Annotated in this window: 22 protein-coding genes; 14 read left to right on the top strand and 8 right to left on the bottom strand. The window is 37.1% G+C overall.

All coding sequences use genetic code 11. From position 1 onward, the window contains the following. Positions 1 to 5: 5 nt before the first annotated feature. The 3 genes from DEU40_RS17115 to DEU40_RS17105 all read left to right on the top strand — a co-directional run bounded on the left by DEU40_RS17115 (position 6) and on the right by DEU40_RS17105 (position 3,628). Positions 6 to 1,922 (top strand): M56 family metallopeptidase, encoded by a 1,917-nt coding sequence (locus DEU40_RS17115; RefSeq protein WP_110010968.1) that lies wholly within the window; start codon positions 6 to 8, stop codon positions 1,920 to 1,922. Between the two features lie 56 nt (positions 1,923 to 1,978). Further along, on the top strand, positions 1,979 to 2,881 hold the full coding sequence (locus DEU40_RS17110) for a GLPGLI family protein (protein ID WP_110010967.1): 903 nt from the start codon (positions 1,979 to 1,981) through the stop codon (positions 2,879 to 2,881). Positions 2,882 to 3,064: 183 nt separating this feature from the next. After that, positions 3,065 to 3,628, top strand: a complete 564-nt coding sequence (locus DEU40_RS17105) for a sugar O-acetyltransferase (protein ID WP_110010966.1) — start codon at positions 3,065 to 3,067, stop codon at positions 3,626 to 3,628. Positions 3,629 to 3,701: 73 nt separating this feature from the next. Here DEU40_RS17105 and fsa read toward each other — a convergent pair whose 3' ends face one another. Beyond that, a complete protein-coding gene (gene fsa / locus DEU40_RS17100; RefSeq protein ID WP_002978975.1) occupies positions 3,702 to 4,355 on the bottom strand; it encodes a fructose-6-phosphate aldolase in 654 nt (217 codons plus the stop codon). Positions 4,356 to 4,654: 299 nt separating this feature from the next. Here fsa and DEU40_RS17095 point away from each other — a divergent pair, with 299 nt between their 5' ends. Next, positions 4,655 to 5,143, top strand: coding sequence for a YdeI/OmpD-associated family protein (locus DEU40_RS17095; protein WP_110010965.1), 489 nt, complete (start codon positions 4,655 to 4,657; stop codon positions 5,141 to 5,143). 64 nt (positions 5,144 to 5,207) lie between these two features. Here the strand turns inward: DEU40_RS17095 and DEU40_RS17090 are convergent, their stop codons facing one another. After that, positions 5,208 to 5,738, bottom strand: coding sequence for a tetratricopeptide repeat protein (locus DEU40_RS17090; protein ID WP_228406548.1), 531 nt, complete (start codon positions 5,736 to 5,738; stop codon positions 5,208 to 5,210). Positions 5,739 to 5,932: 194 nt separating this feature from the next. Between DEU40_RS17090 and pepE the strand changes: the two genes are divergently transcribed. The 4 genes from pepE (at position 5,933) to DEU40_RS17070 (ending at position 10,122) form a co-directional block, all read left to right on the top strand. Next, the gene (gene pepE, locus DEU40_RS17085) at positions 5,933 to 6,625 is read left to right on the top strand and encodes a dipeptidase PepE (RefSeq protein ID WP_110010963.1); all 693 of its coding nucleotides are present in this window, start codon (positions 5,933 to 5,935) and stop codon (positions 6,623 to 6,625) included. Then, positions 6,625 to 7,476: a hypothetical protein gene (locus DEU40_RS17080; RefSeq protein ID WP_110010962.1), complete on the top strand. Its 852-nt coding sequence runs from the start codon at positions 6,625 to 6,627 to the stop codon at positions 7,474 to 7,476. Before pepE ends, DEU40_RS17080 begins: the two co-directional genes overlap by 1 nt. A 96-nt stretch (positions 7,477 to 7,572) precedes the next feature. Continuing rightward, on the top strand, positions 7,573 to 8,946 hold the full coding sequence (dacB, locus tag DEU40_RS17075) for a D-alanyl-D-alanine carboxypeptidase/D-alanyl-D-alanine-endopeptidase (protein ID WP_110010961.1): 1,374 nt from the start codon (positions 7,573 to 7,575) through the stop codon (positions 8,944 to 8,946). 6 nt (positions 8,947 to 8,952) lie between these two features. After that, the gene (locus tag DEU40_RS17070; protein ID WP_110010960.1) at positions 8,953 to 10,122 is read left to right on the top strand and encodes a sensor histidine kinase; all 1,170 of its coding nucleotides are present in this window, start codon (positions 8,953 to 8,955) and stop codon (positions 10,120 to 10,122) included. Positions 10,123 to 10,236: 114 nt separating this feature from the next. Here the strand turns inward: DEU40_RS17070 and DEU40_RS17065 are convergent, their stop codons facing one another. The 5 genes from DEU40_RS17065 to DEU40_RS17045 all read right to left on the bottom strand — a co-directional run bounded on the left by DEU40_RS17065 (position 10,237) and on the right by DEU40_RS17045 (position 19,097). Beyond that, positions 10,237 to 12,093: a PDZ domain-containing protein gene (locus DEU40_RS17065; RefSeq protein ID WP_110010959.1), complete on the bottom strand. Its 1,857-nt coding sequence runs from the start codon at positions 12,091 to 12,093 to the stop codon at positions 10,237 to 10,239. A 132-nt stretch (positions 12,094 to 12,225) separates the two neighbouring features. Next, entirely contained in the window at positions 12,226 to 13,857 is a 1,632-nt protein-coding gene (locus tag DEU40_RS17060) for a M1 family metallopeptidase (RefSeq protein WP_110010958.1), read from the bottom strand. Positions 13,858 to 13,992: 135 nt separating this feature from the next. Further along, complete coding sequence (locus DEU40_RS17055) at positions 13,993 to 16,953, bottom strand: reprolysin-like metallopeptidase (protein WP_110010957.1); 2,961 nt, start codon at positions 16,951 to 16,953, stop codon at positions 13,993 to 13,995. Between the two features lie 226 nt (positions 16,954 to 17,179). Continuing rightward, the gene (tatC, locus tag DEU40_RS17050; RefSeq protein ID WP_171006338.1) at positions 17,180 to 18,007 is read right to left on the bottom strand and encodes a twin-arginine translocase subunit TatC; all 828 of its coding nucleotides are present in this window, start codon (positions 18,005 to 18,007) and stop codon (positions 17,180 to 17,182) included. Between the two features lie 130 nt (positions 18,008 to 18,137). Further along, complete coding sequence (locus tag DEU40_RS17045; RefSeq protein ID WP_110010956.1) at positions 18,138 to 19,097, bottom strand: SIS domain-containing protein; 960 nt, start codon at positions 19,095 to 19,097, stop codon at positions 18,138 to 18,140. A gap of 158 nt (positions 19,098 to 19,255) precedes the next feature. Between DEU40_RS17045 and recQ the strand changes: the two genes are divergently transcribed. The 5 genes from recQ (at position 19,256) to lpdA (ending at position 25,153) form a co-directional block, all read left to right on the top strand. Further along, positions 19,256 to 21,460: a DNA helicase RecQ gene (recQ, locus tag DEU40_RS17040; protein ID WP_110010955.1), complete on the top strand. Its 2,205-nt coding sequence runs from the start codon at positions 19,256 to 19,258 to the stop codon at positions 21,458 to 21,460. A 231-nt stretch (positions 21,461 to 21,691) separates the two neighbouring features. After that, a complete protein-coding gene (locus DEU40_RS17035; RefSeq protein ID WP_110010954.1) occupies positions 21,692 to 22,774 on the top strand; it encodes a glycosyltransferase in 1,083 nt (360 codons plus the stop codon). A 76-nt stretch (positions 22,775 to 22,850) separates the two neighbouring features. Then, positions 22,851 to 23,195, top strand: a complete 345-nt coding sequence (locus DEU40_RS17030; RefSeq protein WP_110010953.1) for a hypothetical protein — start codon at positions 22,851 to 22,853, stop codon at positions 23,193 to 23,195. 37 nt (positions 23,196 to 23,232) lie between these two features. Next, positions 23,233 to 23,619, top strand: a complete 387-nt coding sequence (locus DEU40_RS17025) for a cupin domain-containing protein (protein ID WP_110010952.1) — start codon at positions 23,233 to 23,235, stop codon at positions 23,617 to 23,619. A 130-nt stretch (positions 23,620 to 23,749) separates the two neighbouring features. After that, positions 23,750 to 25,153 (top strand): dihydrolipoyl dehydrogenase, encoded by a 1,404-nt coding sequence (lpdA, locus tag DEU40_RS17020; protein WP_047429636.1) that lies wholly within the window; start codon positions 23,750 to 23,752, stop codon positions 25,151 to 25,153. A gap of 138 nt (positions 25,154 to 25,291) precedes the next feature. On the opposite strand, the gene DEU40_RS17015 is transcribed toward lpdA, so the two are convergent. Then, positions 25,292 to 25,753 carry a hypothetical protein gene (locus DEU40_RS17015; RefSeq protein ID WP_228406547.1) on the bottom strand — a complete coding sequence of 154 codons (462 nt, stop codon included), beginning with the start codon at positions 25,751 to 25,753 and terminating at the stop codon, positions 25,292 to 25,294. 118 nt (positions 25,754 to 25,871) lie between these two features. Between DEU40_RS17015 and DEU40_RS17010 the strand changes: the two genes are divergently transcribed. Then, the gene (locus tag DEU40_RS17010; protein WP_110010951.1) at positions 25,872 to 26,696 is read left to right on the top strand and encodes a S1 RNA-binding domain-containing protein; all 825 of its coding nucleotides are present in this window, start codon (positions 25,872 to 25,874) and stop codon (positions 26,694 to 26,696) included. Positions 26,697 to 26,726 lie beyond the last annotated feature (30 nt).

The raw sequence follows: 26,726 nt of genomic DNA, 5'->3' as shown, positions 1-26,726 counted from the left end.
GACCTATGGAAGCAATACTTTTATACTTTGGAAAAATTATTTTATGTTCAGGTGTAACATTTTTGTATTATCAATTGTCTTTAAAGGACAAGACATTCCATCATTATAACAGATTTTATCTGCTGGCAGCAATTGTGATATCCCTGTTATTGCCACTTATCAGAGTAGATGATTTTACGATAGAGGTGAATAATGATATATATATGCTTCTTGACAAGATTCAGAATTTTAATTCAGAAAAAAATATAAACAATGGTAACCTTTATTTTAACATTATTTTTTCAGCTCTGGGACTGGTTTCTTTCTATTTTCTAGGAAAGCTGCTGTATGGGATTTTTAAAATCCAGCAGTTTAAAAATCAATTTCAGAAAGAAAGCTTTGACGGGATCAATTTTTACCGTACAGACCTTAATGAAGCTCCATTTTCCTATTTTAAAAACCTGTTCTGGAAGAATACAATTACCCTGCATTCTGATATCGGAAAACAGATTTTAAAGCATGAAATGGTACATATTGAGCAGAAACATTCCTTTGATAAGATCTTTATTGAGATTATTACTTCTGTGTTCTGGTTCAATCCGTTTTTTCATATCATCAAAAAAGAAATTAATCTCATCCACGAATACCTGGCGGATAAAAAAGCCGTACAGCAATCGGACACCAAAGCATTTGCGCAGATGCTTTTAGCAAGCCACTTTTCCGGAACAAAGTTGCCTGCTGCCAGCCCGTTTCTAAGTTCAAACCTTAAAAAAAGACTTAAAATGTTACAAAAACCAAAAACCAAGTTCGGATATGCGCGAAGAATTCTTGCATTGCCGCTTTTATTTACCGTAGCGTTTGCTTATCTGGTAAATGCGAAGAACAGAGAAATCGAAGAAACCAATCTTTCTATTAAAAAAGCAGTTTCAGAAATAAAAAAAGATACCATCAGACCTGAAAAATCGGTTCAGGGAAATATCCGGGAATTAAAAACCTTATCACCCGGTGAACACAAAAAATTAACTGATCTTGAAAAAAAGATAAAAGAAAAAGAGAAGGAGCTGGATGGATTGGATCCGGAAAGTGATGCCTTCAGTGATAAAATTGAAGAAATAAGTAATCTGGCATCAGAGATTGGAGAGGTAGCTGCCAAAGTTGAAGTTGATAAATATTTCAATTCTGCTGAATGGAAAAATCAGATGAAGGAGCTTGAAAATATGGATCCTCTTGATAAGAAAGAACTTCGCAAAATAAAAAGAGCAGCTAAAAAAGCGGGAAGAGAGGCTGCAAGAGCGGTAAAAGACATCGTTCCGCCCACACCGCCTAATGCACCGGATGCACCTCTGGCGCCAATAGCTCCAGAAGCTCCACTTGCCCCAAAGGCTCCTAAAGCTCCCAAAGTAGTTTATTTTAAAAATAATAACACCGTTTATTATAAAGATCTGAGCGCTAAAGAAAAAGAAGAAGTACGCAAAGCAATGGCAGAAGCCAGAGAGGCGATGAAAGAAGCTGTAAAAGCCAGAGTGGAAGGTGAAACAGCAAGAGCCGAAGGAGACAGAATAAGAGTGAAGGCTGAAAGAATCAGAATTGATGGGGAAAAAATCCGAAAACAAGTTGAAAAAGCCCGTGCAGAAGCAGAGAAAAGATCTGTCAGCTTCAGAGACGGAGCATTTATTAAATTTGACGGTAAACCTGATGTTATTGTAATGAATGCTGATTTTATCAAAAAAGACGGCAACGGAAATATTGCCATGAATGGAGTGAAAAATTTCAAAATAAGCGGTAATGATGATGTAAAATATAAGTATTATATTGACGGAAGGGAAGTTTCTAAGGACGATGTTAACTCATTAGATACAAGTAATATATCGAAAGTTAATGTCAATACTCAGAAAAAAGGAGATTTTAAGCAAGGGGAAGTAAGAATCGAAACAAAGAAATAAGTTCCATCAGGCTTTGTCAGTGTCAGATTGGCAAAGCATTTTTTTAAACATACATTATGAAAAGTAAAATTCTATTTTTTTTATTTCTGGGTGGGCTTGTCAGTGCACAGGTCAACAGGTTTTTTTATGAATACAAGTTTATTCCGGATTCCAATAATAAGGAAGATGTAAAGACGGAAATGATGATGCTCGATATCGATAAAAACGGATCAAGCTATTACAGCCGCGATAAATTTGTATCAGATTCTATTGGAAAGGCAGAGCTTGAAAAACAGTTAAAAGCCGGAGGTGGAAATATCAGTGTTAACAGACGGGAAAAGCCCGGGCAGGTCTCTTATAAAGTTACCAAACAATATCCTGATTTCAAAACCTATCTTTTCAGAAGCATTTCTACAGATAAATATAAAATAAAAGAAGATCAGAAACCGGAATGGAAAATATTGGCCGAGAAACAAAAAATAGGAGCGTATCAGGCTCAGAAAGCCACTGCCAGCTTTGGAGGAAGGGAATGGATAGCCTGGTTTGCAACAGATCTTCCTTTTCAGGATGGGCCTTATGTCTTTTACGGTCTTCCCGGTCTAATCGTAAAGATTGAGGACACCACCGGCTCTCATATCATGACGATGATAGGTAATAAAACGATTAATACTCCGGCTGTTGACTCGGAAATGCAGATGCCTGATCATGTAAAAGTATTGGGAATAGGCGGAAAAGAGCTGGAAGTAACTAAAGATCAGTTCAAAAAAGTATGGAAGGCTTATGTAAATGATCCGGCAAAGAATATGAGAGAAATGTTAATGAAAAATGGTGATGGCAATACGAAATTTAGTTTTAAGCTGAGAACAGGAGACGGTAAAGAAATCTCAGATCCCAATCAGGTACTTAGGGAAATAGAAAAAAATACTAAAGAAGCCCTAAAAAAAGATAACAATCCGATAGAACCGGATCTGGTAAATTAAAAATTATATTTTCTAATATCTGCAGGATGGCATACGTGTCATCCTGTTTTTGTTTGACAAAAGAAGTCAAATAAAATGTGACAAATATCAATTCATGATGTTATAATATATTTTTTTATCTTTCAATAAGCAATAAGCAATAAGCAATAAGCAATAAGCAATAAGCAATAAACTTTATATCTTATGACAGAAAAGGAAAAATGTGCAGCCGGACTTTTATACAACGCCAACTACGATAAAGAATTAATAGAAGAACGCATTGCATGCAAAGATTTGTGTCAGGAATATAATGCCCTCAAAAACTCCGATTCCGAAAACAGATTCCGATTGCTTAAAAGCATTATGGGTAGTATAAAAGAAAATATCTGTATAGAACCCAGCTTTTGGTGTGATTACGGATATAATATAACCGTAGGAGAGAATTTCTACGCCAATCACAATCTGGTTATTTTGGATTGTGCCAAAGTAGAGTTTGGTGATAATGTGTTTATAGGCCCCAATTGCAGTTTTTATACGGCAGGTCATCCGCTTGACGCGAAACAGCGAAATGAAGGACTGGAATATGCACATCCTATCAAAGTAGGTAATAATGTATGGCTGGGAGGCAATGTGGTTGTACTTCCAGGAGTTTCTATCGGAAATAATTCTGTGATTGGAGCTGGAAGTGTGGTAACGAAAGATATTCCTGAGAATGTAGTGGCCGTGGGAAATCCGTGTAGGGTAGTAAAAAATATCCCGGAAGAATAATATACAGAATCACTATAAAGTAAAATCCCGGAACAATGTTCCGGGATTTTTATGTTTGAACAAGGATCAGTGATTATGCTAATTTCTGAGAATCTGCAACAAACTGAGCCAATCCGCTGTCTGTTAATGGGTGCTTCAATAAGCTCAAAATCGGAGGAAGTGGAGATGTGATAACATCAGCCCCGATTTTAGCACAGTCGATAATATGCATTGAGTGACGGATAGAAGCTGCCAGGATTTCAGTTTCGTACATATAGTTATCGAAAATCAATCTGATTTCCTGAATAAGGTTCAAACCGTCTGTAGAAATATCATCTAATCTTCCTAAGAACGGAGAAACATAAGTTGCTCCTGCTTTAGCTGCCAGAAGAGCCTGCCCCGGAGAGAAGATCAATGTACAGTTTGTTTTGATTCCTTTGTCAGAAAAATATTTTAAAGCTTTGATTCCGTCTTTGATCATCGGAATTTTTACAACGATATTCGGGTGAATAGCAGCCAATTCGTCTCCTTCTTTAATCATTTCTTCATACGTTGTAGAAAGAACTTCCGCAGAAATATCTCCGTCTACAAGCTCGCAGATCGTTTTATAATGGTTTTTGATGGCTTCAGCTCCCTGAATACCTTCTTTTGCCATTAGGGAAGGGTTGGTTGTTACACCATCTAAAATTCCAAGGTCTCTTGCTTCCTTGATTTGCTCTAAATTAGCTGTGTCAATAAAAAATTTCATTTTGATAAATAGATTTATTGATACAAATATAGGGAATTAATTGGGTTATGAGGTATGAATTTTGAGTTACCGGGTTTTGGGTTTGCGGTGGTAGAGTAAGAGAGTTTGAGGGTAAGCGGGTTTGGATATGGGAGTGTATGAAAGTAATGGTTTTGAAATAATAAAAAAAGAAATTCCCTACATATTCGTCAAACTGTTATTTTTGCTTCTAGCTTCTAGCTTCTAGCTTCTAGCTTCTAGCTTCTAGCTTCTAGCTTCTAGCTTCCAGCTTCCAGCCAGACCAACTTAAATTACCATCCATGAAAAACAATAGTTTCAGCGCCACATTGAAAATCATAGGAATTAATCCTTTTGTATTTGTTCCGGAAGAAATATTGGACACGATTTTTGAAAAATCCGGTAGAAATAAGAGCCCCATTGCTGTCAAAGGAACGGTGAACGGGAAAGAATTCAAACAAAACCTCATGAAATATTTAGGTGATTGGAGGCTTTACGTGAATCTGACAATGCTGAAAAATTCTCCCAAAAGAATCGGGGAAATTATTGAAGTTGTTCTGGAATATGATGATTCCGACCGAAGTATCGCTATTCATTCTCAATTAGAAAAAGCAATTAGAGAAAGTGCTCTGGCAACAGAAAATTTTGAAAAGCTTATTCCTTCAAGAAAAAATGAGCTGGTAAAGTATATTAATAATTTAAAAACCGAAGCCAGTATTCAGAGAAATATTGAGAAAATCATCAGGCATCTACATGGTGAAACAGATTTTTTTGGAAAAATGATTGAGTAGATCTAAAACTTATTGATCATTAAAAGAAAATGCCGGAAAAACTTTCCGGCATTTTCTTTTTTTACTAAGAATTTAATGCTTTGCTAAGCTTCACAGCATCCTCGTTGGTAGGATCATACTGTATCGATTTCGCAATATGTTCTTTTGCTTTATTAGGATCTGTTTTCTGCTCTGTGAAGGCAAGATAGAAATAAGCATATGCCAGATTCTTCTTGTTTTGCTCTACTTCTTCAGGTTTTACCGTTGCAATATACTTTTCATAAGCAATTTTTGCGTTGGCATCATCTTTTGCAGACTGATAGGCATAAGCCTGGCTGTAATAAGCCGGAGCCCAGTCCGGTAATAAAACTGATACTTTTTTCCAGGTATCAATAGCATTGGGCCAGTCTGAAGCCTCCTGATAAGCATTAGCCAGCTTTGCTAATGATTCTGCATCCTTTGGATTGGCCGCGATCTGTTTTTTAAGATCTTCGATAGTTGGATTAGTTGTTTTACTCGTTGCTGCTGAAGTTTCAGGCTGAGTCGTTTGTGCATTTACAAGACTTACACTTCCTGCTAGTATTAAGCCTAAAAACAGGCTATTAATTTTACTCATTTTCATAATCTTATATTTTAAAGTCAAAATCTAAAATTCAATAATAATTCCACAAAACCGTAAATTTTAGAGGCTTTAAGTTTTTTTAGAAAATATTAACGGGATTGATGTTTTTTTTAATTTAATTTTTGATTCGTTGCTCTTTGAGGCTATCTTTGTGATTCGTTTTTAATAATACTTATAAATTTCGTGGTATGAATATCATATTAGCTTCAACATCTACACTTTTTGGTGGAGAATATCTGGAATACTTAAGAGAAGAATTAATCCAACTTTATAACGGAATTGATGAAATTGTATTTATTCCTTTTGCAAGACCAGGCGGAATTTCCCATGATGATTATACCGCAAAAGCACGTTCTTTCTTTGAAACCATCGATATAAAAGTGAAAGGTCTTCACGAATTTGAAGATAAAAAGGAAGCCATTCATCAGGCAAAAGGTTTCTTTACAGGAGGCGGAAATACCTTTTTATTGGTTAAAACATTACACGAAGAAGGGCTGATGTCTGTCCTGAAAGAAAATGTATCAAAAGGAAAAGCCTATCTCGGATGCAGCGCAGGAAGCAATATCGGAGGCCAGAATATGAAGACTACCAACGATATGCCGATTGTATATCCGCCAAGTTTCGACTGTATGGGATTGGTGCCTTTCAATATTAATCCGCACTATCTTGATCCTAATCCCGACTTAAAACATAACGGAGAAACCAGAGAAACCCGTATTCAGGAGTTTCTTACCCAGAATGATATCAAAGTGGTTGGTCTAAGAGAAGGGAACTGGATCAGAAGAACCAATGATTCCATTACTGTAGAAGGAAGTGAGCTGACAAGGATTTTTGAAAAAGGAAAAGAGCCTTACGAAATAGAAGCAGGAAGCAGACTTTAATGAGCGAAAATGAAATTAATCTTTTCATAGAACGCAATCTCACTAATTTTTCAGTGAACAGTACCGGATGGAATGAACTTATCCGGAAATTGCTGTATGAATTTGCTTTGGCAGGCTGGAACATGGAACACCGTGTCTTTGGAAAGGAGAAGTTTGGTGAATTGAGATGCTATACCTATTCTGAGGATGAAATACTCAATAACAAGCTTAAAAACATCAAAGATAAGTATTCGAAATTATCGGTAAAAACTTGTGAAATCTGTGGAGAAGAAGGTAAAATGAGAACCATAGGTTCCTGGCAGACCACATTGTGCCTGAACCATTTTCTGGAACAACAGCCCGTTATTGAAATTGATGACAAACAGAATGTCAAAAGAAGTAATGAGGTTGTTCTGAATATTCAGAATATTGTCAAAGCCGAGGTTGAGTATGATCTTAAGAGTTTATGGCTTTATACCCATCCTGAAGAGGGATTTTACTTTTCATGGCAGGAACCCAATTATTATCTGCTTTTGAGAAGCGTTCCCCTTTCTTTTTTTCCAGAAGAGAGTCGGAATGAAATCTCAGCAGTATTTCAGGACCTCCGGAATTGTGAAATATGCGGTTATAAAGCTGTGCACCAAAAAAACTGCCTGAGATGCCATCATGAACCCTGGAATGATTCAGGATATTTTATTCAGGATTACGGGGAAAAATCAAAATATATAAAGGAATGCCAGATGGACATTTTTATTGATGAAGATGATTATGAGAAATATTTCAAACATGATCGTTCATTTGAAAAAACTCCTGGCCATCAGATACTTTTCACCTCCGAAGAGCTCAGTGAGTATGAAAAGCTTTTATTTTAACTATATTTGATCAGAATTTAAATCAATAGAAAAAGGTCCGTATACTCTTTGTAGACTGTATTGGAACCTTTGCATGCAGACCCAAATAACAATGTAATGAAAAAAACATTTGCAGTTCTCATACTCTCTGTACAGATGGTTGCTGCACAGAATATAGCCCAAAAATTAGATAAAGTAACAAAGGATCTTATGGATTCTTCAGGAGCAGTATCTTCCAGCTTATCTTTTTATGTTTCCGATGAAAACGGAAACTTTTTATATGAATATCAGGGAAATAAGGGTCTTTCTACTGCCTCTACGCAAAAGATTTTCACAGCAGGAGCTGCACTGGAAACTTTAGGAAAAAACTATACTTTTACCACGACTTCAAGCTATTCCGGAAATATCTCCGGAGGAACGCTGAATGGAAACCTTTTCATCAGCTCCAACGGCGACCCTACTTTGGGAAGCTGGAGATATGATGGCTATAAACCCGAAAATTTTAAAAAGAAACTGATTGATGCTATCAAAAATTCAGGGATAACAAAAATATCAGGGGATCTGATCATTGATGATTCTTATTTTGATCATCAAACGATTCCGGGAGGCTGGCCGTGGGATGACCTGGGGAATTACTATGGTGCGGGTGTATGGGGAATCAACTGGAAAGAGAACCAGTTTGATATCAATATTAATGGAACCGATTTTAAAAGCTTTTCTTATCCGCTGGAAGGGGTGAAGTGGCTGAATGACCTGAAAACAGGAGGAAACTCGGATCAAAGCCTGATCTTTACCGCTCCTCATTCTGATGTCGCTTTGATTAATGGAATGCTCCCGGCTGGAAAAACAGTTACTGTTTCCGGTTCTGCTCCCAATCCGCCGCTGCAGCTGGCAGCAGAAGTAAAACAATGGCTGAAGGAGTCAGGAATTGAACTTTCTGGAAAAGCTGTAACGAATTCTCAGCTTGAAGTAGATGGAAAAAATTCTTTAGCAGCTCCAAAAAATAATATTCTCCTGACTTATCAATCTCCGACTCTTGATAAAATTGTGTACTGGTTTCTGAGAAAAAGTATCAATCTGTATGGAGAAACATTAATTAAAACGTTAGGAAAAGAGAAAAAAGGAAATTCAAGCTTTAAAAGCGGAGTTGCCTATCTGAAAGAATTCTGGAAATCAAAAGGGATCAATCCTAATATGATCAACTTTGCAGATGGAAGTGGGCTTTCCCCTCAGAATTATGTGTCTGCAAAAGCAGAAGTGCAGGCTCTTTTATATGCTAAAAAACAATCCTGGTTTGAAGCTTACTATGATGGATTTCCGGTTCAGGATAATGGAATGAAAATGAAAAGCGGAACGATGAGAGATACCAAATCATTTGCCGGATACCACACCGCAAAAGATGGGAAAAAATATGTATTTTCGATTATCATCAACAACTATCAGGGAAGCGGAAATACTGAGCTGCAGAAAATCCTGAATGTTTTAAAATAAAATACTTTGAGAAAATCCATCCTCACCAGACTGAATAACTGGATCATTTTTGTTGTGATGACTACTTTGGTTATTGCCATTGTAGTGGCTTCAACATCGCTTATTAATTTTCTCAGAAAAGAGGAGATCAAAAGGATCAGTCTTCTTTCCAAAGCGATAAGAATACAACAGGAGGTTAAAACTCCGGATACTGATGTGCTGGATCTGCTGCCGGATATTCTGAACATTAACAATACCATTCCGTTCATTGTAACAGATAAATATAAAAACCCGATTCTTGACCTTGGATACTACAGAAATATTCCTGAAAGTACGATTAAAAGTCCTGAAAAACTGCAGGATCTGATCCGCAATATGGAAAAAAATTATGATCCTATTGAGATCAAAGTGCCGGATGGAAATAATCAGTTTGTCTATTATGACAACTCGCGTCTGCTTAATAATCTCAGGTATTCTCCCTATATTTTAGGGCTGTTTATTCTGCTGTATTTTGGTTTTTCTTTCTGGTTTTTCAAGACTATTAAAAAGACGGATGAAGGATATCTTTGGGCGGGTCTGGCTAAAGAAACTGCACATCAGATCGGAACTCCTTTATCATCCATGATCGGGTGGATGGAAATTATGAAGCTTGATAATCCGGATTCGGAAGGAGTACATGAAATAGAAAAAGATATTGAAAGACTCAGAACGATCTCAGAGCGATTCTCAAAAATAGGTTCTGTTCCAGAACTGAATGACAGAAATTTTAATGAAACCATTCAGGAGAATTATGATTATTTAAAAACAAGGATCTCCAGAAAGATCAATTTTACGCTTAATCTTCCTACGTATACCGTTCTGGTTCCTCACAACAAAATTCTGATGAGCTGGGTCATTGAAAATCTGGTAAAAAATGCGGTGGATGCGATGAAAGGTGAAGGCTCTATTACCATGTCTGTCTTTGAAAGAAATAAGAATATTCTCATTGAGGTAAAAGACAATGGAAGCGGGATGACCAAACAGCAGGCACGAAATGCTTTTAATCCCGGATATTCTACCAAGAAAAGAGGCTGGGGACTAGGATTGTCACTGGCAAGAAGAGTTATTCATGAATACCACAATGGAGATATTAAGATTTCCCAGACTGAAGTAGGAAAGGGGAGTACTTTCAGGATTACGATCAGAAAAGAGGATTGATTCTCGTTGAAATTAGGGCCAATAAGAAACCTAACACGTTTTCAAAACCTGTTAGGTTTGTATCAGGATAAAGCTGATAAAAATAAAAAGCGGGAAATTTCCCCGCTTTTCTCTTTATTTTTTACCTGTAAGCCACTGAGTCTGTAGTTTCAGTTCTTCCGGTGTTGGATTCGCTTTGAAAGAAAGTGTTTCCATGGTCATTTTATCCAGAATAGCCTTTCCTTTCAATGTCATTTTCTCTTTCTTCCCGGCATTGTCTCTTAGAATGGTTACCGTAACTTCCTGTCCTTCTTTAATGGTTCTGGTATATCCAATAAAATCCTGTACCTTTTTGATGTCTACCGTTCTTCCGTCTAAAGCAAGTACCTGGTCTGTGATTTTAAATCCGATACTTTTCGCAAACGGAGATAGTGCAGAATGTTCATCAAAAGCAAAGGCATTGGTCTTTTCATCAAAGCCTGTCTGATTCGGATCTTTGATAAACCAGAACAAAGGCTGGCTTTCCTGCTTTTTAATATCCACCCCTACCATGCTCAGATATTGTGCATAAGGTGTTGGCTGGTTTCCTGCGATATATTTGTTGTAGAATTCTTTTACCTGAGGATATCCGGTAATTGTTACCAATTCGTCAATCAGTTTATCATCTTTGAAAGGTTTGTTTTCACCAAATCTCTGAGACAGTTTTCTGATCATATCACGATATCCCATTTCTCCGTTGGACAATTTTCTAAGCTCGATGTCTAAACACATGGCTAAAAGAGCTCCTTTCTCATAGACGTTTCTGTACTGATCTTTATAAGGCTCTACCAATACATTTTTACTCATTACTGTAAATGGCATTGTATCGTCATAGCTCTTGGAATTGGCAATTTTCTCTCCCATTCTCTGAAGGAACTGATCTTTATTGATCAAACCTTCCTGGATCTGGAATAAGTTGGCAAAATATTCCGTTCCGCCTTCATACATCCATAAGTGCTGAGACATTTTCGGATCTGCATAATCAAAATAATGAATCTCTTCGGAATGGGTTTTCAGAGGGTTTACCGTATGGAAAAACTCGTGGGAAACGACATCCGTAATGGTATTGTCAATGGCATCCTTCGGCATTGCTTCAGGCAGCACCACACTTGTCGATTCGTGGTGTTCCAATGCTCCGAAACCTTTAATGCTAGGTCCGTCACCACCGGAAAGATAAAGCATGATAGCATACTTTTTATTCGTGTTCATATCGCCCAGGAATTTCTTTTGGGCAACCACCATTTTTTCAAGATTTTCTTTGAAATCGGCAGCTTTATACTTTCCTGTCGGAGAATAAACGCCTAGCACTAGATCCATTCCTCCGGCATTGAAGGTAATATAATCCGGCTTTGTATACATTAATGGTGAATCGGTCACCTTACCATAGTTGGCTAGAGTATAGGTATCTGTTGATTCAGATTTATCCTGATCTACCAGCGCTGTGGTTCCGTAGAAATCAGTGGGTTTCTGAATGACAAGCTGATAAGGAACATCCTGCATGTTCTCGATATATCCGATAAATCCGTGGGTATTGATCATGTATATCTTTCCTTCTTCAATATCAGTTCCTGAAGGAGAAAATACGGCTTTATGCTTAGAGGTATCCAATTCATCATCAAAACTGTCATTTACAAGATAAGAGATTTTGGAAAGACCCTGAGCATTTTTCAATGAATAGGTATTGTCATTTACTTTAGTATAAGTAAGCTCTTTTCCTTTATTATCGTAAAATTTGATTCCTTCGATGAATCTTCCGTAGTCGTCTACAGAATAAGTACCCGGAACTGTTTTAGGGAAATGAAATTTAATGTCACCGGATTTCATTTTTGGGAACTCCATGGTAACGGCTACTTTATCATCTTTTACGTTGACTAGATCAATAGTGGTTTTTATAGACTGTGCATTTGCTAAAAAAGCAGCAAAAATACCAAGGCTAAGTACTGTTTTTCTCATTAGGTTTAAATTAATAGTTAAATAGTTGCTTTTTTTCTGAATTTGTTACGAAAAAAGTATTAAACTTTTCTTAAAATTTTAAGGTAAAAAAACGAAAGGCAAATCTGCTGGTCTGCAAATCTGCCTTTTTCTTTATTTAATATTTTTATAATTAATATAATAGTTGGGATCAAGCTCAACCGGAGAGCTCTTTTTAAGCTTTACGGTCTGCCACTCTTCCGTTGGATTTATGGTTTGGTCACCATTGATGAGTATCGGCAGTTTAAGGTTTTTTACCACATCGGTATACCGGAATTTTAAAGTATCACCATCCTGAGCATACTCAAGGGTTGGAATTTTTATTGTTCTCAGGTACTGATCAAATACCGTTGAAAAATCGATTCCCGATTTTGAGGAGATATAATTTTCTACCTGTTGTGTGGTAACCGTCTGATGATAAAAATCTTTATTCAAACCTCTTAAAATCTGTCTGAATTTTTCATCATTATGGATAACCTGTCTTATCGTGTGAAGCATATTAGCCCCTTTCGGGTACATATCTCCGCTGCCTTCATTTCTTACACCATAACGGCCGATAATAGGAATGTCATTGTCTATCAATTTTCTGATCCCCTGAACATAGGTGTCAGCAGATTTTTTGTCCATATATTTTTCCGTGAAAAGAGTCTCGGAATAATTGGTGAAACTTTCATGGATCCACATATCAGCCTGATCTTTTGCTGTGATATTATTGGCGAACCATTCGTGGCCGCTTTCATGAATAATAATGAAATCCCAGTTTAACCCGACTCCTGTCCCTGAAAGATCTCTGCCCAAATAGCCGTTCTGATATTTGTTTCCATAGGCTACATTACTCTGATGTTCCATACCAAGGTGAGGAGATTCTACAAGTTTGTATGAATCCTCATAAAACGGATACGGGCCAAACCAGTATTCAAATGCGGAAAGCATAGGTTTCACCTGTTGAAACTGTTTTTTTGCCTTATCCAGATTATAGTCAATTACCCAGTAATCCAGATCCAGTTTTCCTTTTTCGCCTTCAAATACATCTTTAAAATTTACATATTTTCCTATACTCGGGATAATGGAGTAGGCATTGATAGGATTTTTAACCTCCCAGGTATAAGTAGTTTTATTTCCGGCTGTCTTTTTATCAGTGAGTCTGCCGTTACCTACACCTACCAGATCATTAGGAGTTATAATTTTCATGATGATTCCGTTGTCAGGTTCATCACTCCAGATATCTTTGGTAGGAAGCCATATGGAAGCTCCTATGCCTTCGTCAGCAGCAGTCATCCATGGATTTCCTTTCTCATCTTTAGTGAAAACCCATCCGCCATCCCATGGTGCATTTTTAGCAATAGCAGGATTTCCGGAATAGATGACGTTAATCGTATATTTTTCGCCTTTTTTGAATTTTTTATTCGCTGTAATGAAAATAAAGTCTCCATCCTGTCTGTAATTGGCGATAGGAAAGTTTCCTTCCACTTTGTCAGCTTTCATAGGCTGCTGAAGGTCAATCTGAAATACAGGATTGGTAATATCTTTTATAATCTCAAAACTGATTTTATTATTTCCTTTGATACTTTTCTGCTCAAAATCCGGTTCCACGGAAAGGTCATATTTTTTGACATCCCAAAAATTTCTGAACTCGGTATTGGAACCCTTTAAAGTATCCTGTTTGGTGAAAGTCTTATCTTTTTCAAAGAACTGTCCGAAAACCAGTCCTGATGCAAATAAGAGGGTGTATGACAATTTTTTCATGTAAACTGTTATTAAATCTTTTCAAAAGTATAAAATTAAATTAATAGCCCGATGCCGGAAATCAAATTAAATACAGATTTTAGGAAGGCATAAAAAAAGCCCGGTCATTGCCGGGCTCTAAAAACGGGTTAGGTTTTATTTTTTGATGAATTTCATATTTGAAGTCGTTCCTTTGTCTTCAATTGAAATAATATAAGTTCCTGTCGTTAATTTTGAAACAGAGATTTTATTATCATTAATAGGTCCGTTCATAACTTTCTGACCTGCCATATTCGTAATGATAAACTGAGCTTTAGATGAAATTTCAGTTACATTCAATATATCACTTGCCGGGTTAGGGTAGATCTGGATTGAACTCTTATCTTTCACTGTCTCACTGGTGGAAAGCTGCTGCTGAATCAATACCGGATAATCCTCAACTTCACCATATTGCTGGTTGCTGCATCCGCTGCTTGGCTGGCTTTCATATCCTAATACAACTCTCATAATAACGTTGCCTCCCGTATACGCGTCTGCCGGTACAGAGAATGTTCCGGAAACCGGTGTTGCTATACTAGGTGCACTGGTGTAGATTACTTCAGAAGAAGAGAATACTCCGTCTTTGTTGAAGTCTATCCAGGCGGTTACTCCATCGTTATACTGTGAGCTCGTCCACGCCTTGGTGATGCTTATATTATTCCCTGAAGATCCGGACATAAGGGTAATCAGTTTCGATGGATCAGTAGTGTAGTCTGTGTAAGGAGTGTTGCTGCTGGTATTTGAAACGGGGTTCATTCCTGCGCCGGTTACCGTAACATTGGAAATATACTCGTCAGCGGCATTGGTTCCGGTGATTGAACATTTAGCAAAAGATAATGTGGTAAAATTCGTTGATGCTGAATAAGAACCAACCGAAGCACTACAAACATTGGCTACCTGTACTTCATATTGAGTAGCTTCTGTAAGCCCTGAAATATTATAAGAATTTGTTGAAACAGGAACAGTAGTCCATGTGGCTGTCCCCACTTTTCTGTACTGTACAGAATACGTTGCTCCAACTAACGCTGTCCAGTTTACAGATGCAGATGTTCTTGTAATACCACTTACCGTAACTCCTGTAGGAGCAGATGTTGTACAGGCGCCCGCTGATGCGGAAACAGTAGCATTCCCAATGGCATAGAATACATTATCAATGGCACTTACTCTTATTTTTACACCGGTACCTGTAGCCAGAGAAGAGAATGAAAACGGCTCAGATCCGTCATTAGCTGTAGATGGGCTGATAACTGTCCATGTCGTTCCATTATCTGTAGTATAATCTATTTTAACATTCTGAACATTGTATGGTGCATTATTCGTGTTGACAACATCCCATGTAACCGCTCCAGGTGTATTATTATAAACGGTGGTTGAAGTCACTTTGAAAGGACCTTCATTTCCTATGTCCACCTTCATCAGGCTGCTCTGTGTCTGCTGCTGTGCAGCATCCGGATTGTTATCTCTCACCGTTACCTTGAAATTCATTGTTCTTGGGATATTGGATACAGTTTCCCAGTCTGTAGGGCTGGTAAGAGTACCATTAAGAACGTTGGTGAATTTAGGGAAATAACGGGTAGGGGAAGTGGTAGGCATCAGAGATCTGAAATTCGCACCATTATTTCTGGTTGCACTTACCGGACCAAAAGCAGACGTAGCCAGATCATACTGTTCCCAGGTATAGGTCATCGGATCATTTTGTGGATCTGTTGCAGAAGCTGTTAACACAAAAGCGGTTCCTTTAGGGATCATTTTATTAGCCATCGGCTGAATAGAAGGTGGTGTATTTGCCACATTTGTAATAATTCCACAGTCCTGAGCATTAACGTAGGCTCCTACTTCTTCAATATTTTTGGTATGGAAATAAGCATCAGAATGCATCTGAACATTATAGTTGGTAATACCGGCATATCCCATAATCGAAGATCCTGATCCCGGCTCCATGTGGGCTCCGTGCAAAGCAATAGACATGGTGTGTGCAGCACCAAACTGGTGACCAATTTCATGAGCTACAAAATCGATATCATAATTATCTCCAAAAGGCTGATCCGGAGTAGAAGGAGAAGTGATTCCTGCTCCTTTAGAAGTAGCATCATTGTTGTTTGCAGGGTTTCTGCAGACATTTCCTACATCTCCGGCACTTCCGCCACCACCTCTGTGGCCAAAGAAATGTCCTATATCATAGGCTGCGTTACCTACACCAGCGGTATTGGTAAGGGTTTGCTGAAGCTGAAGGTTCCATGCTGCGGGAGCGCTATAGGTACCATTTGAATTGGTAATTACATTCGAATAAGGATCTGTAGCGGGATCTGCAAATATAAGTTGTGGAAGATCCTGTACGATCATGTGGATCCCAAAATCTTTTTCAAAAACACCATTTACACGGTTCATCGTAGCATTAATACGCGCTGCTGCCAAAGGAACACTTCCGGCAAGCTGTGTATATTCGCCGTTTACCGAGATGGCAATTCTATAGGTTCTGTATTTTTGTTCGTTACTTTTATTAGCATTACCTAATCCCTTCAAAACATTTTTTGTTTTAAGAAGCTTATTCATTTCTTTCTTTGCCTTCTCAGGCTCAGCAGTTCTGCATTCGAAAGGGTCTTCATGGGATTTGTTGGATTTGAAAAAGACCCCGTATACATCCTTTTCTTTATTAATAGGTTCTATAAATTCGTATTTTCCTGAATCAGTATCGAATGTCATAGATTGGAAATCATTAGGTGCTGTACTGAACCGGATTTGTTTATGTGGATTATCTAACCCGATACCGGCATATGCTCCCAATTCGTATTGGTCTGCCATTGATTTTTCAACTACGGGCGAACTGTAAACCGAAAATCTTTCAATTCTTCCATCTGCTGTAGGGATAGAAACGATTACAGCGTTTCCACCTTTTCCTGCTTCAGGAGCATCCTTTAGTTGATTTCTTAATGCAGAAAGGTCAAATTTGTAGGCATATTCTACCTTTATTTCCTTTCTTATCGGGGTGATTTTTTCCGAGACAGGTTCCCAGCGTTGTGCCTGCAAACCGCCCAGACTTAAAGCCAGTGCACAGACGAAAATAATTTTCTTTTTCATATTTTTATTGATTGTTGTTAAAGTTTTTAAAGATAGTGTATTTTTTTAAAAGAAATGTTGATATAACTGTGTTAATTATTCTAAACTTTATATTTTTGGTTAAATTTTATTGTTGTTTTAATTAAATTAAGAATAAATCTAATTAAGATTAATATTTTTATATAAAATAAGCGCTACTATTCAGCTGAATAGTAGCGCTTATGCTTTTATGAGTAAAAAATACTGTTTATTTCTGTACTACAGGAAGATTTGCGTTGTTTTTCTGTACTTTTTTATAAGTGAACGTACACATCATGATGCTGAATTCATATAAAATCAATAGCGGGAATGCGGCCATCAACATACTTAAAACGTCTGCCGGAGTAATGATTGCAGCTACTACCATAATTAATACAATGGCATGGCGACGGTAAGTTTTCATGAACGTAGGCGTAAGAATTCCGATGCTGGTAAGGAAATAGATCAGAATCGGGAAAAGGAAAATAACACCCATACCCAACACCACCTGTAAAAATAATGTGGTATAATCACTTAAATCATAAAGGGGAACAATAATATCTGAGATTTTAAAAATAACCCCGAAATTGACTGCAAACGGAAGGATAAGAAAATAACCGCATAAAACTCCGGTCATAAAAAGCATCCATACCGCATTAATAATATAAATAGAATTTTTTTTCTCTCTCGGATGTAAAGCCGGACTGATAAAACGCCACAGTTCCCATACAATATAAGGAAATGCTGCTACCATTCCGCCAAAAATTGAAACAGCCATCATGACATTGAACTGCTGATACAATCTTTGTACACGAACAGGAAAGTCCTTTGGAAGATGAATACTGTCTTCACCTAAAATCATTCTTGAAAAATGATTTACAAGTCTGAAGGTAGGGAAATCATTTCTGGTAGGCCCAAAAAAGATATGGTCCATAATCCAGTTGATGTTAAAGCCTACCACAAAAGCGGCAACTATGATAGCAATAATCGATCGGATCAGGTGCCCTCTTAATTCTCCTATATGCCCAAGAAAGGACATGTCTTTACCTTCACTCACAGAATAAAATTTTAAAGCGCAAATTTATAAAAAAAATGACAGAAGCAAGAGTCTGTGAATGATTAGTTAGATTTTACTTACAATCTGCAAAATCATCCCTCAGTTTAACATCTCCTCTGATTTATAAGTTCTAATTAATCCCTTCGTCTAACAATTTATGCAGGTCTATGATCCCGAAATACTTCCCGTTTTCCGTTACTACAAGCTGGCCGATATTATTTTCTTTCAGAATTTTCATGGCTTCTTTGGCCAAAGCACCTTTTTCAATTGTTCTCGGACGGGCAGACATGATATCTTTAGCTGACACCTTACTGATATCTTCTCCTTTCATCAGCATTCTTCTTAAATCTCCGTCTGTAATAACGCCAATAATCTGGTCTCCATTCGTTACCACCGTGATTCCGTGGCTCGAGGCACTGATGGAAATAATGACATCTCTTATTGAAGAATCTTCCGTAACCTGAGGCTTTTGAGAAGAAAGGAACTGTTCTACTTTTGATGTCAGGTTTTTTCCTAAACTTCCTCCCGGGTGGAATTTGGCAAAATCATTCGCTTTAAAATCATTCAGTTCCATTAAAGCAACAGCCAAAGCATCTCCCAAAGCCATTTGTATAGTTGTAGAGCTGGTGGGTGCCAGTTTATTAGGGCAGGCTTCGATATCAACATGAGTATCCAAAATAACTTCCGAAAATTCTGCCAGTTTACTGGATCTGTTTCCGGTCATTCCAATTAAAGAAGAAGAGTAATCTTTTAAATATGGAACCAGATTGGCAATTTCCGGAGAATTTCCTGAATTCGAGATACATAAAACCACGTCCTGTTTCTGAATAACTCCAAGATCACCATGAATCGCTTCTGAAGCATGTAAAAACTGTGAAGGTGTACCGGTTGAGTTTAATGTAGCAACAATTTTGTTACCCACATGTGCCGATTTTCCGATTCCTACAACAATGAGCTTCCCTTTTGCAGAATGAATGATCTCTACTGCACGGGCAAATTCGTCATCGATTCTGTTTTTTAATTTTTCAAGTTCAGAAATTTCTATTTCTAAAGTGCTTTTTGCAATTGATATAATGTTGGTTCTATCCATTTTACGATGATAAGGTATACAAAAAAGTTCCTAAAAAATGTTATATTTTAAAAAGAATATTTAATATAAATTTTATTTTTTATAAATTCGTTCGCTTTTATTTTAAGCAGAATTTTTATAACTTTGGGTGAGATGCAAATTTAGCAATAGAAAATTAGATGAGCGCAAAAAAAGCCAATTTATCAGGCGAATTGAAAAAGTATTTTGGGTTTTCTACATTTAAGGGCCAGCAGGAACAGATTATAGATAACCTATTGAATGGGAAGGATATATTTGTTTTAATGCCTACAGGTGGCGGAAAATCATTATGTTACCAGCTTCCGGCTCTTATTTCGGAAGGAACGGCAATAGTAGTTTCGCCCCTGATAGCGTTGATGAAAAATCAGGTAGATGCCGTGAACGGCCTTTCATCTGATGATGGGGTAGCACACGTACTGAATTCATCATTAAACAAAACGCAGACCAAACAGGTTTTTGACGATATCAAAAGCGGCAAAACCAAGCTTCTGTATGTAGCTCCTGAATCATTAATTAAAGATGATTACCTGGATTTTTTGAAAGAAGTGAAAATTTCTTTCTTTGCTATCGACGAGGCTCACTGTATTTCAGAGTGGGGACATGATTTCAGACCGGAATACAGAAATCTGAAACAGATTATAGACAAAATCGCCAATGTACCGGTGATTGCTTTAACGGCTACTGCTACTCCTAAGGTTCAGGATGATATCCAGAAAACTTTAGGAATGACCAATGCATTGGTGTTTAAAGAAAGCTTTAACCGTCCTAATCTCTATTACGAAGTATGTCCTAAAATCAATGTAGATAAGGAAATCGTAAAATTTATCAATCAGCATAAAGGAAAATCAGGAATTGTATACTGTCTGAGCCGTAGAAAAGTGGAAGAATTTGCCCAGCTTCTGCAGGTGAACGGAATCAACGCTCTGCCTTATCATGCCGGTCTTGACCAAAAAGTAAGAGTAGCAAATCAGGATAAATTCCTGATGGAAGAGGTAGATGTTATTGTAGCCACCATTGCCTTCGGAATGGGAATTGATAAACCGGATGTACGTTTTGTGATCCATTACGACTTCCCGAAATCACTGGAAAGTTATTACCAGGAAACAGGAAGAGCTGGAAGAGACGGAGGAGAAGGCCACTGCCTGGCATTCTATGATCCTAAGGATATCGAAAAACTGGAAAAATTCCTGGCTCAGAAACCCGTTTCTGAAAGAGAAATCGGATTACAGCTTCTGAATGAAGTCGTAGGCTATGCCGAAACTTCCATGAGCAGAAGACAATATATTCTATACTATTTTGGAGAAAGTTTTGATCCTGTGAACGGAGACGGAGCAAAGATGTGTGACAACTCATCCAATCCTCCAAAATTGAAAGATGCTACTGCCGATTTAAAAAAGGCCCTGGAGCTGATTAGAGACACAGGCGAGAAGTTCAAATCAAAAGATCTGATATCCGTTATTGCAGGAAAAGAAAATGCAGTGACGAAATCCTATAAGCTTGAACAAAGTTCTCACTTTGGCTTTGGAAAGGATGAAAAAGATAACTATTGGAAAACAATTTTAAGACAGGCGACTGTTCAGAATTTTTTACAGAAAGATATTGAAACCTATGGGGTTTTAAAAATTACAGAGAAAGGAAAAAGTGTTCTGAATGGCAAATCTAAAGACACCTTTTTAATTGCTGAAGACAGAGAATTTGATCTTACCCAGGCGAAAGCTGAAAGTGATCAGGTACAGCAGCAGGCTGGAGGAGGTATGGATCAGAACCTTTTCAACCTGTTGAAAGAATTAAGAAAGAAAGTCGCTAAAAAACATGGAATTCCACCATATACCGTCTTTATGGATCCAAGTTTGGAAGATATGACGGTTCAGTATCCGATTACGGTAGATGAAATTACCAAAATCTATGGAGTAGGGGAAGGAAAGGCCAAAAAATATGGTAAAGAATTCGCAGACTACATCAAAACATACGTAGAAGATAATAATATCGAACGTACCCAGGATATGGTATTGAAGCAGGTGGCCAATAAATCCAGCCATAAAGTTTTCATTATCCAGAGTACTGATAAAAAGATTGATCTTGAAGATATAGCAAGAGCTAAGAACCTTTCTATGGATGAACTCCTGAAAGAGATGGAAAGGATCGTTTACCAGGGAACAAAGCTGAATATTGATTACTATATTGAAGATAATTTTGATGAAGATATTGTAGATGGATTCATGGAATTTATGAACGAATCTGAAAGCGACAGTATGAAAGTATTGCTGGATGAATTCGGGGATGAACTTTCTGATGAAGAAGTGAGAATGTTGAGAATTAAATTTATCAGTGACGTAGCGAACTAAAAGGAGAATACATTTTAGAATATAAATTATAAGTAAGTTTTTCAGCAGAAGAACTTACTTTATTTTGTAATGTGTTAACTCTATAATGATTTGTAACGTGTTAACTCTATAATGAATAGTAATCAAATTAAATTTAAAGCTTAGTTAATTTCTGTTAATTACCATGAAAACGGCGATCTTCACCCTCACAATATTTGAAAGATAACTAAACTTTTTAGTAACTTTGATAGGATGAAAAAAATATCTGTCATATTTATTCTGCCGGACTTAGAAACCGGGGGCGCAGAAAGGATTGTTACCACAATAGCGAATCATCTCTCCCGGGATCGGTTTGAGCCTAAGATTTTGCTATTACGTAAGCAGGGCGGATATTTGAATTTTCTGAAAAAAGATGTTGAAATTATCGATATCAATACTGAAAGAATAAGACATTCATTAAGGCCTATTTTAGGAGAGATCTACAGAAGAAAACCGGATATTGTCTTTTCAGGTTTTGGTGAGGTAAATGCTTATTTATCCCTGTTTATAAAACTTTTTCCAAGAACGAAATTTATTGCCAGGGAAACTAATGTTGTCACACAGCATGTAACCCGCAAAGAGATTAAGTTTTTCTATAATTTTTACAACAACTATCAGAAAATTATTGCTCAAAGCGATGATATGATGAAAGATCTTGTCGATAATTTTAATATTAAAAAGAAAAAAATTGTCAAGATCAATAATCCTGTAGACTTTGATTTCATTGAAGATAAAATGGCCTTGTCTTTAAAACCCGAATGCTTCAAATACAATTATAAAAATGTAGTGGCCATTGGAAATCTGTCTTCCAGAAAAGGGTTTGATAACCTGTTAAAGGTTTTTTCAAGGCTTAAAAATGAAAATATTATGCTTCATATTTTGGGAGATGGAAAAGATAAAGACCTTTTGCTTCAGACCAGGGAACTTTTAGGATTAAAAAAAGTGATTTTCCATGGCAGACAGGAAAATCCCTACCAGTATCTTAAATATGCGGACTTATTTGTGCTTTCTTCACGATACGAAGGCTTTCCCAACGTTCTTCTGGAAGCTGGTGCCTGCGGAACTTATTCCCTGGCCAATAACTGTCCCGGCGGAATCAACGAGATTATCCAGCATAATATAAACGGAGAGATTGCAGATATTGAGAACCATGACAGGTTTGCCCGGGAGATTGTAAGAATCCTTCAGGGCAATTATAATCGGGATGCTGTAAAAAATTCCATTAAATCAAGGTTCTCAAAAAATATTATTCTGGATAAATATGAAAAGGTCTTATTGGATCTGGTCAAACCATAATGACTCCATTTGCTTTATAGACTGTTAATTTCTTACTTTTGAGGCTACAAATTTTATCTGAAAACCCATTTTATTCATGAATAAAATCCAAAAATTAGGATGTGCCTGTGAGAAACCTGATTTCCATTATACCGAATTCAGAAGTTCAGAATTAGGAATCGATCATACCAACGGAAGAAATGGAGAAGTGTCTATCCAACAGTGCAAATTATGCCAGAGAATCTGGATTCATTACCTTGTGGAATATGAGCATTATTCTAGATCAGGAAGATGGTATAAAGGAATTGTTTCGAAAAAAGACCGTCCCAACATCACTCCGGAAAATGCAGTAGAATATCTGGAAAGCCTTGAATGGTATGTCTATGGAGGCTCATTTTTTGAAAGTACGGGAACCATTGGACAAGGAAAGTTGAATATATAATTTTGCTATACTGATTTCTTACAATTAATACCGATCTATGAAGCCACTTATTTTCGCTGTTTTAATGTTGAATTCTGTTGTTATGATTGCTCAGCAGAAAACCATCTCCAGAAAAGAGTTATTAAAAACGGCTCTTGATCAGCAAGTAAAATCCACAGAAATTCAGGAAATAACTATGGCTGCAGGACAAGGAGCTCCCGAGCATCTGCATCCCTGTCCGGTTTTGGGAATCATCAATTCCGGAGAAGCCGTTTTTCAGATAGAAGGACATGAGAAAGTGGTACTTCATACAGGAGATGCTTTTTACGAACCTAAAAATGTAAAAATCCTTCGTTTTGATAATGCATCAGCTGAAAAACCGCTTGTATTTACCGCAATTTATCTGAAGGAAGGCAATGAAGAAAATATAAAATTCATAAAATAATACTTTTCATTAAACTGGAGCATATAATTACCATTTTTAAAATTGATAAAACTCACTTTGGTGCTTGGTAATTTATATGTAAATTTGTAAGAATTAAGATAGATAATAATAAACAAATTCATACAATAACATGAGTCAATTCGATGTTACCGTAATAGGTTCTGGTCCCGGTGGTTATGTTGCTGCTATCCGTGCAGCACAATTAGGTTTCAAAACAGCAATTATTGAAAAATATTCAACTTTAGGCGGAACTTGTCTTAACGTTGGATGTATTCCGTCAAAAGCACTTCTTGACAGCTCTGAGCATTTCGAAAATGCAAAACACAATTTTGCAGGTCACGGAATCATCATCAACGAGCCGCAAGCGGATATTGCCAGAATGATCGAACGTAAAAACGAAGTGATCAAGCAGAATACTGACGGAATCAGCTACCTGATGAACAAAAATCAGATTACTGTTTTTGAAGGAGTAGGAAGCTTCGAATCTGCTACTCAGATTAAAGTGACTAAAAACGACGGTTCTTCTGAAACGATCGAGTCTAAATATACCATCATTGCAACAGGTTCCAAGCCATCTACATTGCCTTTCATCTCTTTAGACAAAGAAAGAGTGATTACTTCTACGGAAGCTTTAAACCTTAAAGAAATTCCTAAGCATTTAGTAGTAATCGGAGGTGGAGTAATTGGTCTTGAACTAGGTTCGGTATATCTAAGACTGGGAGCACAGGTAACGGTTGTTGAATTTATGGATAAAATCATCCCTGGAATGGATGGAGCTTTAAGCAAAGAATTGACTAAAGTTCTTAAAAAACAAGGAATGAAGTTTATGCTTTCCACTGCGGTTTCTGCAGTTGAAAGAAACGGAGATACTGTAAAGATCACGGCTAAAGATAAAAAAGGTGAAGAAGTAGTTGTAGAAGGAGATTACTGTTTGGTTTCTGTAGGTAGAAAACCTTACACAGACGGTCTTGGTCTTGAAAAGGCCGGTGTAGAGCTTGACGAAAGAGGAAGAGTAAAAGTAAACGATCACCTGCAGACTAATGTTGCTAATATCTATGCGATCGGTGACGTTATCAAAGGAGCTATGCTTGCTCACAAAGCTGAAGAAGAAGGAGTTTTCGTTGCTGAAACATTGGCAGGACAAAAACCTCACATCAACTATAACCTGATTCCTGGTGTTGTGTACACATGGCCAGAAGTTGCTGGAGTTGGTAAAACTGAAGAGCAGCTGAAAGAAGAAGGTGTTGCTTACAAAGTAGGATCTTTCCCGATGAGAGCTTTAGGTAGAAGCCGTGCAAGTGGTGATATCGATGGTCTTGTGAAGATTATTGCAGACGAAAAAACTGATGAGGTTTTAGGAATGCACATCGTAGGAGCAAGAGCTGCTGACCTTATTGCAGAAGGGGTAATTGCTATGGAATTCCGTGCAAGCGCTGAAGACATCGCAAGAAGTTCTCACGCTCACCCAACCTATGCAGAAGCTATCAAAGAAGCTGCATTGGATGCTACCGCAAAAAGACCTATTCATATGTAATATCTGATTAAAGGATTTAATCATTTAAATATTTAAAATTAAAGGCTGTTTCTTTTGGAGACAGCCTTTTTTATAGATTTTTGCTATAAAGAACGAAACTTGGTTTTGAAAAAAAATCATCTATAAACCAATAACTGTTTACATCATTTTCAGATGGTCATAAAACTTAGAATGTTTTTGTGCAATGTTGAACTGGATCCCAAAAGTTATCCCTTTAAAATATTTTTCTTTATGAATGGGAAAAGCATATCCTGTATTGAGAAATATCGCATTAAATAAGGAAAAACCTATTCTCGGTTCCAATGAATATGGATTACCAGAGACTCCGATCAAAAGCCCGGCACGAAGAATGTTGACATTCATCTCAGGAATAAATTTATCTTTATCATTAACATGGGTATAAAGTAAAGAAGGGCCAAGGATAATAGAACCATCATAACTATTTCCCAATCTGATTCTAATCCTGCCTGAAGGACATTTCTTCCGGTATAACGATAGGAAAGACCCAATGCTGTTTTTTCCAGCAGCTGAGCATTTGAAAAAAACGTTAAAAAAATAAGAGGTAGGATTATCAATTTTCTCATGATTATTTTTGTTCAAATATAAAGGTTTCAGAGGCTTTACAAAAGATGAAGATAGGCCTTTAAAGAATTATAATAGCATTGACTAGGATAGCATCTTCAAATTTCCGTACCTTTGTCAGCTAATTTTATCATCAATGCAACTCGGAAGAACTCAAACTTTAACAATTTCAGAAAAAATTAATTCAGGATGGATCCTCGTAGATGAATCCGGTGAGAAGGCTTTTCTGCCTAAAATCTTTATTCAGGAAGAAAAAGAAACAGGTGAAGAAGTTGAAGTTTTTGTATATCAGGATGATGATAAATTAAAAGCAACCACTGAAATTCCTTTGGCTGAAGTAGGTGAATTTGCGGTAATGAGCTGTGTCCAAAGCCTTCCTAGCGGAGCTTTTATGGACTGGGGAATCATTAAAGATTTATTTATTCCTTACAAGCAGCAGAAAACCAAAATCATTGAAGGGAAAAGATATCTGGTTTATATCTATGTAGACGAAGATATGGAACTGATTACAGGTACTACGAAGTTCAAAAGAAATCCTCAGTATGATGATCTTCCGTTCAAAAAAGGTGACAAAGTAGATCTGATTATGATGAACGAAAGTGAACTGGGCTGGAATGTGATCATCAACAAAAAATACATTGGTTTGATCTATGCTTCCGATGTTTTTAAAAAACTGTATCCATTGTCAGAAGAAACAGGATACATCAAAGCTATCCGTGAGGACGGTAAAATAGATGTTTCTTTGCAGCCGGAAGGTTTTGAAAATATTGATGAGTTCAAACAGAAGATTCTGAACAAACTGGAAGAAAATTACGGACTTTTGTATGTGTCCGATAAATCTTCTACTGAAGAGATTAAAGATGAGCTTCAGATGAGTAAGAAAAACTTTAAGAAAGCAATCGGAGGACTTTATAAAGATAAGATCATCGATATCTCAGACGATAAAATCAAATTATTATAAAACAAAAAACGGGCAGAAATTTCTGCCCGT

This window comes from Chryseobacterium sp. AG844, from assembly GCF_003182335.1.
Lineage (GTDB): Bacteria > Bacteroidota > Bacteroidia > Flavobacteriales > Weeksellaceae > Chryseobacterium > Chryseobacterium cupriresistens.
Note: the sequence above shows the minus strand (reverse complement) of the source record. Positions and strands in the feature narration are given on the sequence as shown.

What these genes read in the sequence shown, in the direction of transcription:
- DEU40_RS17045 (WP_110010956.1), bottom strand. Translation starts at nt 19,097, where the DNA reads ATGGATAGAACCAACATTATATCAATTGCAAAAAGCACTTTAGAAATA.
- DEU40_RS17065 (WP_110010959.1), bottom strand. Translation starts at nt 12,093, where the DNA reads ATGAGAAAAACAGTACTTAGCCTTGGTATTTTTGCTGCTTTTTTAGCA.
- DEU40_RS17105 (WP_110010966.1), top strand. Translation starts at nt 3,065, where the DNA reads ATGACAGAAAAGGAAAAATGTGCAGCCGGACTTTTATACAACGCCAAC.
- DEU40_RS17090 (WP_228406548.1), bottom strand. Translation starts at nt 5,738, where the DNA reads ATGAGTAAAATTAATAGCCTGTTTTTAGGCTTAATACTAGCAGGAAGT.
- DEU40_RS17025 (WP_110010952.1), top strand. Translation starts at nt 23,233, where the DNA reads ATGAAGCCACTTATTTTCGCTGTTTTAATGTTGAATTCTGTTGTTATG.
- dacB (WP_110010961.1), top strand. Translation starts at nt 7,573, where the DNA reads ATGAAAAAAACATTTGCAGTTCTCATACTCTCTGTACAGATGGTTGCT.
- DEU40_RS17110 (WP_110010967.1), top strand. Translation starts at nt 1,979, where the DNA reads ATGAAAAGTAAAATTCTATTTTTTTTATTTCTGGGTGGGCTTGTCAGT.
- fsa (WP_002978975.1), bottom strand. Translation starts at nt 4,355, where the DNA reads ATGAAATTTTTTATTGACACAGCTAATTTAGAGCAAATCAAGGAAGCA.
- DEU40_RS17010 (WP_110010951.1), top strand. Translation starts at nt 25,872, where the DNA reads ATGCAACTCGGAAGAACTCAAACTTTAACAATTTCAGAAAAAATTAAT.
- DEU40_RS17055 (WP_110010957.1), bottom strand. Translation starts at nt 16,953, where the DNA reads ATGAAAAAGAAAATTATTTTCGTCTGTGCACTGGCTTTAAGTCTGGGC.
- DEU40_RS17080 (WP_110010962.1), top strand. Translation starts at nt 6,625, where the DNA reads ATGAGCGAAAATGAAATTAATCTTTTCATAGAACGCAATCTCACTAAT.
- DEU40_RS17035 (WP_110010954.1), top strand. Translation starts at nt 21,692, where the DNA reads ATGAAAAAAATATCTGTCATATTTATTCTGCCGGACTTAGAAACCGGG.
- DEU40_RS17115 (WP_110010968.1), top strand. Translation starts at nt 6, where the DNA reads ATGGAAGCAATACTTTTATACTTTGGAAAAATTATTTTATGTTCAGGT.
- DEU40_RS17060 (WP_110010958.1), bottom strand. Translation starts at nt 13,857, where the DNA reads ATGAAAAAATTGTCATACACCCTCTTATTTGCATCAGGACTGGTTTTC.
- pepE (WP_110010963.1), top strand. Translation starts at nt 5,933, where the DNA reads ATGAATATCATATTAGCTTCAACATCTACACTTTTTGGTGGAGAATAT.
- recQ (WP_110010955.1), top strand. Translation starts at nt 19,256, where the DNA reads ATGAGCGCAAAAAAAGCCAATTTATCAGGCGAATTGAAAAAGTATTTT.
- lpdA (WP_047429636.1), top strand. Translation starts at nt 23,750, where the DNA reads ATGAGTCAATTCGATGTTACCGTAATAGGTTCTGGTCCCGGTGGTTAT.
- DEU40_RS17095 (WP_110010965.1), top strand. Translation starts at nt 4,655, where the DNA reads ATGAAAAACAATAGTTTCAGCGCCACATTGAAAATCATAGGAATTAAT.
- DEU40_RS17030 (WP_110010953.1), top strand. Translation starts at nt 22,851, where the DNA reads ATGAATAAAATCCAAAAATTAGGATGTGCCTGTGAGAAACCTGATTTC.